Genomic DNA, 12,771 nt, shown 5'->3' with positions numbered 1-12,771 from the left:
AGGGACAATTTATGTAGGGACAATTCATGTAGGGACAATTCATGAATTGTCCCTACAAGGGGTTTTATATTTCGCTAGAAAAATAAACTTTTCTATGAATCACCAGCACTTTCTCGCTTTCGTCACATCCTCAATATTCATGGTGGGATTGACTTTAGGTTGTCGTTCTCAATCAACCACTACAACCGTTATTCCCAGCCTTAAACCCGCCAACCATGGTAATTTTGATCCAAATGCTATTCAAGGGCAAAATACCCCCGTTAATGCCCCTTTAAAGCTGGCTGGTAAGGTGTTTAATGTCCAAGACTCTTTCGTTTTAAAAGGTTTTGATGCCGTTGCCTATTTTCAACAAGGAAAAGCGATTCCAGGTAATGCTAATTTCACCTATAAATGGCAGGATGTCAATTGGCGATTTTCCACCGCCGAAAACCGCAACCTATTTATTAAAAATCCTGAAAAATACGCTCCTCAATATGGAGGATTTTGTGCTTGGGCTGTCAGTAGAGGATATACTGCACCTATTGACCCGAATGCCTGGAAAATAGTCAATGGTAAGCTGTACTTAAATGTTAATTTAGACACTCAAAAGCGCTGGGAAAAAGACATTCCTGGCAATATTCAAAAAGGTGATCAAAATTGGCCTGGTATAGCCAAAAAAATTCGCCGTTAATAAATAATTAGCGAGAAAGACCTTCATTGAAGTAGGGTGTGTTAGCTTTGTTCGTAACGCACCATCATCAAAGATTCGGTGCGTTACGGATTTCATCCTAACGCACCCTACAATAAATTACTTTTTATGTCATCACAAACTCAACTACATTGTAACTATTCCTATCATATTACAGTTCGCTGTAACAATAGAGAGTTTCGCTTAACTCGTTTAGAATGTCGTCAAATATTTCTATATGTAATCAAAAAAGCCATAGAAAAATATAGTTTTAAACTATATAGTGTCTGTATTATGAGTAATCATATTCATTATTTAATTGAACCACAAAAAGCAGAAGAAATACCGAAAATAATGCACTATATTAATTGGTATTCTGCTATGTGTTTTAATAGAATGTTAAATAGATGCGGACATTTTTGGGAGAAAAGATACCATAGTACCAGTTTTTCTAACAATGATAGAACCAGAGCTTTAAATACTATTAGATATATTCATGCTAATCCCCAAGCTGCTGGTATGCAAAATGGTTTTTTCTATGATTTTAGTAATTATGGAGTTTATGAAAGGTTAGGTGATGATGGAATTACCACCTGGCATCCTGCTTTTTTAGCTTTAGGAGAAGATTTAGAGGAATGTAGTCGTAAATATAAAAAATTTTGTCATCAATATAAATCTCAAGAGAAAAAAGGTAAAAAATTTTATTGGGGGGATAAATTATTACCTAAATTAACCAATAAAAAAAAGAAGAATCATAAAACTCACAAAAAAAGTCAACAACAGCAAACAGATGAAGATGCTAAAAGATTGTATGAAGTTTGGCGAGAAAATAATCCTGAAATAGTCAAGATTGCGGAAAAGTTTATCTTTGCTAATTGTTACAATCCTCATCATGTTGGAGAGTTTTTGCAAAATTATTCTTATTATTGACTATGACTATTAGGTGTGCGAGCTTTATTCGTAACGCACCAACATGATTCGGTGCGTTACGGATTTCATCCTAACGCACCCTACTAAGGTTTATAGGTGTAGTGTGTCTATATGCCTATTTAATCAAATATTTCTGTATCAGGTAATACTTTATTTTTTGTAAGTCGGGTTCAGCGACAGCACTGCAATGTTGGGTTTCATGCTTCAACCGAGGTAATGAGGGTTTCATGCTTCAACCCAACCTACACTAACAGGTAATGAAATCCCCAAAGCCTCATAAATTGGTTGTTTATTTTTTGATAGAAATACTTATAATTTTGTGTAACGCTTATGGGTTATAGTTTAGAGAAGAGAAAAGAGTACTTCCCAGTCCACTCTGCCCCCAAACCAAACCCAAACCGCAGAACCGGGGAGGTGTCCCGATGGTGCATTTGTACTAAAGTTCAGTTCCCAATATGCGAGCCACCTACTTTGTTGTCTCCAACCAACGCGATCGCCTAACTTTTGATAAGTATCCCAGTCAGGTTCTCCATCTAACTTACCACCCAACTCCAGCCAAATTTGCTTTTGTACAGAAAAGCCAAACTTACCATTGCTATATTTTACCCATAATTGATCCATTTTCCGCAATTCCTGTCTGGGAAAATTTTTCGCATCTTCAACTCTTAACCATTTTTCCTGTTCTCGTTTAGTTAACTTTAGCATCAAGTTCCAAGTTTCTAAATCTGCATCTCGCCATTTTCCTGCTTTTAATAGTGCTTCTAATTTTTGAAATATAACAGGTGTAGATTCCGTTCTAGAACTAGGATTATTGCGAGGGGTATTAGCTTGGGTGTTATCTGGAATATTATTTTGAATATTACTAATTAAATTCGAGAATTTTTCTGTGGGTATTCCCTGAACTCCATCTCTTGCCAACGCGTCTTCATCACTACCAAATTCAGCTTTACCATAAATACCAATTACTTCCCCCTGGTCGTTTAATATTGGACCACCACTTATTCCTTGTCTTGGATTACCATTAAAAAATAAATCATATCCCAAATTTTCTCCCTTTCCTCTAGCTGTAATTTGGGATGGAATAAAGAAGTGAGTTCGCTGTTGATTATTTATTTTAGAAGGAATAGGAAATCCCGAAATATATACTGTTTCTCCTTGTTTAACTGTGCGAGAATCACCAATTTTAGCAATGGGATAATTTTTGGAACTGGTAAATTTAACTAAGGCCAAATCTAACTTTCCCAGAATTTGAGCTTTGTTTTCCATCTCGTATTTTTGCCCATCATGGGTAATAATTTCATAAAGACCATATTGCGCTTTTGTAACCACATGATTAGCTGTTAGAACAGTGTAGGTATTACCGTTTTTAGCAATAATTACTCCTGAACCTTTTCCATCTAGTCCACCAATCATCACAGTAATTGGTTTAGCGATATCACTAACTTCTACCGCAGTTAAAGCAGATACGTATTGATATTGTACTAAAGCCAGGGTTGTTGTCCCTAAAATTACTCCTAATGTTTGGGGAAATTTCATAGTTTTTTATCTGTTATAATTGTTTTGTATAATACTATATTTTATAATACCCTTTCTTTGTACTTCATGCAAAAGCGCAAAGTTTTAAAAGCTTTTAATTAGGGTGTGTTAGCGACTAGTAACGCACCATTATCAATGATTCGGTGCGTTACGGATTTCATCCTAACGTACCCTACAATACTGCTACAATACTGCGTGAAATAAAATCATACTCTTAATCAGCAACGCCATTGCTTTTAGCAATCAATAATTGCTTGACTGTTTCTAGGGGAATACCCCAACTATATTGACTTATTTGTTCTCGCTGTGCGTCTGTTGGGTAAGAACCATCCTCAAAAACATAAGGATCACCCCAAATTGGGTTAGCATGAAGTCCATTAATTCCTACTAATTCCCCCGCGCGATTCAATAGAGGTCCGCCACTCATCCCTTTTTCTACATCATTGGTAAAGCCGATTTGGTATCCTCCCTCTAGGGCTTTATCTAGCACCAGTTCGATTTTACCTGGTTTAATCACAAACCCCCCAGATTTGCTTTGGCTATTTTTGAGGGGAAAACCTGCGGCTATTACTGAGTCTCCCTTGGCAGGTTGTTGATTTGATTTGGTGGCAATTTTGTATTCTGAATCGTCCACAAATTCTAATAAGGCTAAATCATTTCCCCTCAGTTGTTTTTTTCTGAATACAAGGTTAGCACGGTGAATTTTTCTGTCAGGAGTTTGAATAAAATAGGGTGCTTCTCCAGCTTGTAAAACATGATTATTGGTAATTACTCCATAGGTTGAATTTAATTGATTTTTATTATTTTTATGATCTTTATAAAAAAGTATACCAGAACCTAAAGAACGATTATTAGAACCTATTTTTCTAGGGCTACTGAGAATTTTAACTGTAATTAAACGGGCTTCTTGTTCAAGTTGAATTTTTCCCTGGTCCGAGACCCAATTAACCATTAAAAAAGGGGGTTTTTGAACTGATGACACTGGAGTTGTCAAAGACAAAACAGAACCAGCTAATGCAAAAACAGTGACCATTCCTATGTGCCAACTCATGATTTTCCCCCCATAATCTCAAATTTACCACACTGGCTCTGTCTTACTGTCAATAATCTGATCAATGTCAACGCTGGCAGTGCCATCACGGTTGATTTTTACTTTAATATATCCCTCTTTACTGCCACTGAGGTAAACAGGTTCTCCGCTTGCGGAAACACGGGTATTCAACAGTATCTCAAGAACTTGCTTAGGGTCACGATCCTTTGTCATGGTCAATAAAACGTTTTTCCTATTACAAGATCCCTGGTCAGTTTGCAAACCGCAGATAACAGATTGACCATTAACTGTTCCCGTTTTTAGGGTTCTCAGTTGACCTTGATTTTGCAGTTTCTGAAAACGATCTGATACCTCTTGACAACGTTTTTGCGGTGTCCATTGATCATTAATCTGACTTGTTTTTGTCCACACAATTAAGGGTACACTACCTTTGCTTGGGTGACGAACTACGGTTGCAGGATAGTTATCGGTCAAAGCACAAGTAAATTGACGACTTTGAGCTTGACTGGGTTGATTACTGGCTAAAGTGACACTCAAGGCTAAAGCCAGACCAGTTAAGGGTGCTGATAGGTTATTTTTCATAACTAAATGCATAAGAAATCAGGTTATTAAGAAGGTTACAAAAAGTTGATGATTTGAGTCAGTTCTATGTTAGTATAACTAGTGTCTAAATGTCAACTGGCAAGGTTAAGACTTACGCAAGTGTGACACTAAAAAATTTCTTGTAGGGTGCGTCAGATATCAACAATTTGGTTATTTACATGATTTATACTGTCTGACGTGGTTGGTGGAGCTTGTCGAACCACACCCTACTAATGTGCCAGTTGCGTAAGTCCTGAAGATATATTACTCAGTTGTAACTCATATAACTAGAGTAGACGAAGTAGACGAAGTAGACGGCAAACGAAAGGACTTAATCATGGTTTGTTCTACATCCTTGAGAAAGGGATCATAGAGCTTTTCTTCTGCTCGATAGGTCAGAATATAAACTTTTGAACCACTAATAGTCCAAACTTCCATAGTTTTAAACCTAAAGTTATTAATTTGATCTTGACCTGTATAAACTATTTGATATCCGTCTCGATTATCTATTTTTTTCGATTGTTGTTCGAGAATTTGGACGTTTTTAACGGATTTTTTAATTTGTTCGATAGCAGCCTGATTATACTTTGATAAAGTCTGAGATTTTTGTATATCTTCAATACGGATGAATAGCCCTACTTCGAGATTCTGACTAGAAGTATTAGGGAATATTTTGGCAATAGTTCCCCCGGTTAACGGACTATATTGTTGTTCATCAACCTTCCAATCTTGAGGATATTTGATCTTAATTCCAAATTGTTTATCCTGAAATAGTTGACCACGAATAGTTTTAATATTTACTTGTAAGTCTTGATTTTGATGGCGATAAATACCTATTAAAACCCCAGGAATCGTCAAAATAACTGCTGTGATCAATAAAACTTGAATAAATCGAGGTTGGGGATTAGGGATAATTGTTGTCTTTCCATTATCACCTTTATTAGACCACTCCAATTGTTTTGAGTCATCATCATGTTTCTTCAGAGCTTCCATTACTTCCCGTGCTGACTGGAATCTATCACGAGGAGCTTCTCGTAGCATACGGCTCAGTATCTTACCTAAATGTTCGCTAATATGGGGATATTTTTGCGAATTCCAAAGATTTTTAACATCACGGGACTTTTGGTGAGATTCACCTGTTAATAATTCCACACAAGAAGCAGCCAAAGCATATAAATCACTGGAATAATCAACCTTTTCCTTTCTGATTTGTTCTGGAGGAGCATAATTATAATCTCCAAAGACCATAGATGTTTCTGTGGTTTCAATATTACCTTCAATTACTTGTTTAACTGCTCCAAAGTCAATTAAATAGAATTTGTTATCTTCTGTATTGGATCGCACAATATTACTAGGTTTAATATCCCGGTGAATAACGTTATTTTTATGGATAAATTCTAAAACAGGTAAAATGTTATTCAATAGAGCCAAAACCTTTGCTGATGAGAAACGTCCTTGTTGTTCCAGTTCCTTTTTCAGATCCTCTCCTTCGATATATTGTTGAACCAAATAATAAAACTCTTGTGGGGTATGGAGTTGGAGGTCAATTACAGTTGAGGAAAAATAATCATACAAGCAGGGAATGTTACCGCTTCTATCTCCTAAATCTCCCAGAACCTTAGCCTCCTTTTCAAAGGCTTTTTTAATCCCTGCAACCGTTTCAGGAGAATAATGATGATCAATTCGTAATCGCTTAACAACACAATGGCGTTGATTCATCGTGTCTAAGTCAATAGCGAGAAAAGTATCCCCAAAGCCCCCCTTTCCCAAAGGTTTGAGAATTTGGTATCTTCCTTTGTTTCCAGTTAAAATCGGGAGTTGTCCTTGACTCTCTGTCATTTTCTTACCCCTAGTTTCCTACACTCTTGATCTAACACCTCAATAATTATCATAGCGGAGGTTTAAACAATTTTCCAGTTTAGCAGGAGTGCTAGTTGCACCATACTTGAATGTATGACAAAAGGTAAAAGGCAACTACCAAAATACTGGTTTTTTAGGACAATAACATTGATCACTTAGATACTCTTAGATACCGGACTTCTTTAAGAAGTCCGGTATCTATCTCAATTTTTCAATCTACCACATAAATGACAATAGCAGTTAAGATATAAATAGAATGATTGTACATAATGATTGAGTGAATTATCCTGTCTTAAATTCCCAAATTAACCTTGAATCTGTATTTCCCTTTGAATTAGATCAATTCCAACTAGATGCGATCGCCTCCCTCAATGCAAAACGTTCTGTTGTAGTCTGTGCGCCTACGGGTTCTGGCAAAACTTTAATAGGGGAATATGCAATTTATCGCGCTTTATCCCACGGGAAAAGAGTATTCTATACTACCCCTCTCAAGGCGCTATCTAATCAAAAATTACGAGACTTCCGCGAAAAATTTGGCAGTGATCAAGTAGGATTACTTACAGGTGATGCTTCTATCCAAAGAGATGCACCTATATTAGTCATGACTACTGAAATTTTCCGCAATATGCTTTATGGTACACCCATAGGACAAATTGGCATATCCTTAACAGATGTGGAAGCAGTAGTACTAGATGAATGTCACTACATGAACGATCGCCAACGTGGTACTGTATGGGAAGAGTCTATCATTTACTGTCCTCAAAGTATCCAATTAGTAGCACTTTCTGCCACAGTGGCTAATAGCGATCAACTCACAAACTGGTTAAACCATGTTCATGGTCCGACAGACTTAATATATTCTGATTTTCGTCCCGTTCCTTTGGAATTTCATTTTTGTAACCCCAAAGGTTTATTTCCACTTCTCAACGACAGCAAAACCAAAATTAACCCCCGACTTGTCAAAAAAAGTAAAAAGGGTTTTTGGGAAAAAGGAATGAATAACCGTCCTGAACCACCTAATCTCCTGTATACTATCAATCAACTACAAGAACGGGATATGTTACCAGCAATATATTTCATCTTTAGTCGTCGAGGATGCGATCGCGCAGTAGCAGAAATAGGTGATTATTGGTTAGTTAACAATGAAGAATCACAAATATTGAGAGAACAAATAGACGACTTTTTACGACGAAACCCCGATGCAGGACGTTCTGGACAAATATCACCTTTGTATAAAGGTATTGCCGCCCATCATGCTGGAATATTACCAGCTTGGAAAACATTAGTTGAAGAACTATTTCAGCAAGGTTTAATCAAAGTTGTATTTGCCACAGAAACACTAGCGGCTGGAATTAATATGCCAGCACGAACTACAGTAATTTCTACACTGTCTAAACGTACCGATAACGGACATCGTCTGTTAAACGCCTCTGAATTTTTACAAATGGCTGGACGTGCTGGACGCAGAGGTATGGACTTACAAGGCCATGTCGTGACACTGCAAACCCCCTTTGAAGGAGCCAGAGAAGCATCCTATTTAGCTACATCTAAAGCCGATCCCTTAGTAAGTCAATTTACCCCTAGTTATGGAATGGTATTAAACCTCCTCCAAACTCATACCATTGAAAAAGCTAGAGAATTAGTAGAACGTAGTTTTGGACAATATATGTCCAACCTAGAACTAGAACCAGAATATTTACAATTAAACCAACTACAAAACGAACTAACACAACTAAAAAGTCAACTAGCAAACATCAACGAAAATGAATTAGTAGTTTATGAAAAATTAAAACAAAGGTTAAAAGTCGAAAGACAACTATTCAAAACTCTTCAGGAACAAGCAAAGGAAGATAGACAAGCACAACTAGCCATGTTGCTAGATTTTGCCATACCAGGAACAATATTAAGCATTAGCGATAAAAATGCAATTTCACCAGTTCCCATCACAGCTATCTTAGTTGATAAAGCCATCAGTCCTGACACATCCTACTTTATTTGTTTAAGTAAAACAAATCGTTGGTATGTAGCAACATTTACAGATATTGTAGATTTGTACGCGGAAATACCCAAAGTTCAAGTACCAGATGATATTCTACCTCCAGCAGAACTCACCATAAAACGCGGACATTCAGCCCGTGGCAATCAAAATACAGCCATCATTGCTGAAAATATACCAGATCCCTATCAAACATCCCATCTTCCTTATGAAGTACAGATGCAACTAAACCGCGTCATAGCCTTAGAACAACAACTAGAAACACATCCTTTACATCAACTGGGAAATATTGGCGATATTTATAAACGTCGTGCCTTATGTGTAGAATTAGAAGCAGAAATTGAAACACTACAGGAACAAATACAAATACACTCACAAAGATATTGGGAAGAATTTCTCTGTTTGATTGAAATTTTGCAATCTTTTGAATGTTTAGATAACTTAATTCCCACAGAACTAGGACAAATAGCCGCAGCTATTCGTGGAGAAAATGAATTATGGTTAGGTTTAGCTATTGCTAGTGGTGAACTAAATCATATCGCACCTCATCACCTTGCAGCAATAATAGCAGCATTAGTCATGGAAACTCCTCGTCCAGATACCAAAATTAACTTAAATCTATCTTCTGAAATAGATACAACTTGGACAAGATTACAACCTATTCGCCGCGCTGTGTTAAAAATACAGTATCGTCATGGTGTAACCTTACCAGTGGGTTTAGAAAGTAAGTATATTGTTTTGGTTTCTTTAGTCGAACAATGGGCTTTAGGAATGGAATGGTCAAAATTATGTGAAAATACCACTTTGGATGAAGGTGATGTGGTGCGAATTTTACGCCGTACTCTGGACTTATTATCGCAAATTCCTCATGTTCCTAATTTACCAGATATTCTCCAACGTAATGCTCAACGGGCAATGTATTTAATTGATCGTTTCCCTGTCAATGAAATTACTGACTAGAAGTATGTAATTTTTGTCCGTGCGAAATTTTTTTCGCCCCTTGACAAGAGGGAAAAAACCTGTTACACTAATCTCGATGAGGAAGAACTATCTCTATCGTATAAGCTAAATTAATCAAAATACAATTTGTCAGAATCAGAATATCCAAGATTTAAAGGTTTACAAAAAAATCACATTGGCGTTGCTAAACTCAGGTATGAAATTGACAAATTCAAAATTTGAACCTTTGCGCCTAATGTGAGTGCTTTTTTCGCTAATACGCGAAATAAATATCATAACCACACCCCAATTCAACAACTCCTCACACTACTATAGTAAAGGGTAAATAATTGAACCCAGATAATTTTCTATTTCATTAGACTAGGAAATGTTATAGTGTTGACTTGTGCTTTTGTACTACTGCGATCGCTCTATCTTTACTTCACTTCTAACTGATCATTTTTTACCATCTCTCAACCTCTTTACAACATCATCACAAAATAATCATCATATTCTATTAAAATATTAAATCGTCTCAACACTATACATCTTGACCTGTCAAGTCACAATCAATAAAAAAGGGGGTCCCAAAAAATTTTATCCCTTGACAAGATGGAAAAAACCTGTTAAGCTAATCTTGATGAGGAAGAACTATCTCTATCGTATAAGCTAAATTAATCAAAACGCGACTTATCAAAACTAAAATATTTAATACTTAAAGACTTATAGATAGAAAGATTAGAAAAATATCATATTGCTGAACTAGCTGAATTAAAACATCAAAGTTTTGCGTCTACTGTGCGACATCGCTAGGAAAAATTACCAGACTAAATATAACTATAGTGCACCAGATTGCTATAGTATAATTCATAGTCTTATCAGTAAAAGCATTCATCAGGATTTAACTATGCGAGTTTGTTTAGTAACAGGTGGCAATTCTGGAGTAGGATTCAGTACATCCCTAGAACTAGCTAAAATGGGATATCATGTTTATATTGCTTGTCGTTCACAGAAAAAAGCTATACAAGCTATACAACATATTCGTCAAAATACAAATAATCCAAATATAGAATACATACCATTAAATTTATCATCATTAGAATCAGTTAGAAACTGTGTTAACATTTTTAAGCAAAAAAACCTACCCCTACATATTCTCATCAATAATGCGGGTATATTTTATGGCAAAGGAGTTACGGAAGAAGGATTTGAATTAATTTGGGGAACAAACTATTTAGGTCATTTTCTCCTCACATATTTATTATTAGATAAACTAGCAGAATCTGCTCCTAGTCGGATAATAATGGTATCCTCAGATTTAGCATTAAAACCCACCAGTGTAAACTGGGATTTATTTATTAAAAAAACACCCTTAAATTTTATTGCATCATATAATCAATCTAAACTTTGTTTATTGCTATTAACTCAGCAACTTTCTCAGCATTTTATTAATCAAAAAATTACTAATATTACTGTAAATGCAGTTCATCCAGGTTTTGTACAATCTAATATTACAATAGGTCATCAATTAAGCAAATATTTAGGTATAGGACTTACCCCACAACAAGGAGCTTATCCTAATATTTTATGCGCCACTTCTCCAGAATTTGCCAATATTACAGGTAAATTTTTAAATCAAAATGGTCAAGAAATTACACTGCCTATTTTAACACAAGATCAGCAATTATGTCAACAACTATTAGAGAAAAGTTTACTATGGACAGGGAGTCATCAAACTATCATTCAACCTATAATCAAAAATCAGCAACATGATAATCACGATGATCAAATTTATGGTCCGTACAGTCTCAAATTAAGTCAAGACGAAATTACCATGATTTGCGATCATATATTTAAAAATGTTTTAGGCAAGCCTCCTGTTAAAATTCTCCTATTACAAGCAGTAAAATCTTTGCTAAGTCTAAATTTCGGATCAATTATCTTATTATTAATTCAACTGTATAAACGTCAATTTTATATGGAAAGACATTTAGATTCTGATGTAATCTGGAAAATATGTCAAAATCAGGCTTTATTACAAGTATTACAACATTATTTGGGTACAGAATTACAACTATGGAGATCAGAATTATGGGTAAACTATCCCGCACATCAATTAATACCTTTTTGGCACAGGGACATTTATCCTAACTTACTTTCAGGAAAAGGAAAAACTCTCAATGTTTATATCGCTTTAACAGAAGTAACCTCTACCAATGGTTTTGAATATATCCCTAAACATCAAATTAACCAATGTCAAATTAAAATTTCTGACCCCTTTAGTGGTAATCATTTTTTTCAAGTACCTCCAGCAGTAGAAGAAAATGCCATTCCTGTATGTCTACAACCTGGAGAATTTATCTTATTTACCGATCACCTTATCCATCGTTCGGTATATAATACCAGTGGTAAGGTTCGTCTTTCTCTCACTTTACGAATTATCCAACCCAGCATCAAAGTTATCTCTAGTTACACATCTAATTTTCATCAACCTGTCACTCTGGGTAAGGAAATTTCTACCACAATAAATAACCACAACAAATAATTGATAGTTCCTTGATCTTAAAATACCCAAAAACTCTGATTTATCACCAAAAAACCAGCACCCAAACATTTTTACCCCTTGACAAGATAGAAAAAACCTGTTATGCTAGTCTTGATGAGGAAGAACTATCTCTATCGCATAAGCTAGACCAATCAAAACGCAATCTATCAAAATCAAAACTTAAAGCAGTTACGCATTAATATGTATAATCCTAAAACCCGTACAATATAATTTTGCGTCTCACGCAAATGCTTCGCTGATACGCGAATAAACATCATACCCCAATTCAGCAACGCCAAATTTGATAAGTCCACAACTGTAGAGTTTTGCTTTGTGGTAATATTCAGCGATCGCTCCACTTCTACTTCTACTCTACTTCTAACTGATCATTTCTTGTCTGTTGACGCACCCCTACCAATGTGCCAGTAATAAAACATATCTCTAATAGACCTATGTTAGAGTTTTGCTTTGTGGTAATATTCAGCGATCGCTCCACTTCTACTTCTACTCTACTTCTAACTGATCATTTCTTGTCTGTTGACCTGTGCCAGTAATAAAACATATCTCTAATAAACATTTGGTGGTAATTACAGCAGTTTCCGTTATTATCAGGTACAGATGTTAATGATAAAACCCTTGTAACACAGGCATCTTGCCTGTTCCTC

At 35.8% G+C, this 12,771-nt stretch carries 8 protein-coding genes; 4 read left to right on the top strand and 4 right to left on the bottom strand.

Annotated features, from left to right (window positions below; translation table 11 throughout):
* The first annotated feature begins 94 nt into the window (after positions 1 to 94).
* Complete coding sequence (locus H6F32_RS02435) at positions 95 to 670, top strand: YHS domain-containing (seleno)protein (protein ID WP_190367746.1); 576 nt, start codon at positions 95 to 97, stop codon at positions 668 to 670.
* A 126-nt stretch (positions 671 to 796) separates the two neighbouring features.
* Complete coding sequence (locus H6F32_RS02430; protein WP_190367745.1) at positions 797 to 1,597, top strand: transposase; 801 nt, start codon at positions 797 to 799, stop codon at positions 1,595 to 1,597.
* Between the two features lie 342 nt (positions 1,598 to 1,939).
* On the opposite strand, the gene H6F32_RS02425 is transcribed toward H6F32_RS02430, so the two are convergent.
* The 4 genes from H6F32_RS02425 to H6F32_RS02410 form a co-directional block, all read right to left on the bottom strand.
* A complete protein-coding gene (locus H6F32_RS02425) occupies positions 1,940 to 3,133 on the bottom strand; it encodes a GUN4 domain-containing protein (RefSeq protein ID WP_190367744.1) in 1,194 nt (397 codons plus the stop codon).
* A 214-nt stretch (positions 3,134 to 3,347) separates the two neighbouring features.
* Entirely contained in the window at positions 3,348 to 4,184 is an 837-nt protein-coding gene (locus tag H6F32_RS02420; RefSeq protein ID WP_190367743.1) for a serine protease, read from the bottom strand.
* Between the two features lie 24 nt (positions 4,185 to 4,208).
* Complete coding sequence (locus H6F32_RS02415) at positions 4,209 to 4,766, bottom strand: COP23 domain-containing protein (RefSeq protein WP_190367742.1); 558 nt, start codon at positions 4,764 to 4,766, stop codon at positions 4,209 to 4,211.
* A gap of 279 nt (positions 4,767 to 5,045) precedes the next feature.
* Positions 5,046 to 6,605 (bottom strand): serine/threonine-protein kinase, encoded by a 1,560-nt coding sequence (locus H6F32_RS02410; protein WP_190367741.1) that lies wholly within the window; start codon positions 6,603 to 6,605, stop codon positions 5,046 to 5,048.
* A gap of 298 nt (positions 6,606 to 6,903) precedes the next feature.
* Between H6F32_RS02410 and H6F32_RS02405 the strand changes: the two genes are divergently transcribed.
* Both H6F32_RS02405 and H6F32_RS02400 read left to right on the top strand, forming a co-directional pair.
* Positions 6,904 to 9,582 (top strand): RNA helicase, encoded by a 2,679-nt coding sequence (locus tag H6F32_RS02405; protein WP_190367740.1) that lies wholly within the window; start codon positions 6,904 to 6,906, stop codon positions 9,580 to 9,582.
* An 886-nt stretch (positions 9,583 to 10,468) separates the two neighbouring features.
* Positions 10,469 to 12,106 (top strand): SDR family NAD(P)-dependent oxidoreductase, encoded by a 1,638-nt coding sequence (locus tag H6F32_RS02400; protein ID WP_190367739.1) that lies wholly within the window; start codon positions 10,469 to 10,471, stop codon positions 12,104 to 12,106.
* The last annotated feature ends 665 nt before the right edge of the window (positions 12,107 to 12,771 follow it).

The organism is Anabaena sp. FACHB-1237 (assembly GCF_014696225.1).
Taxonomy (GTDB): Bacteria; Cyanobacteriota; Cyanobacteriia; order Cyanobacteriales; family Nostocaceae; genus FACHB-1237.
This window is presented reverse-complemented; position numbering and strand designations above follow the sequence as displayed.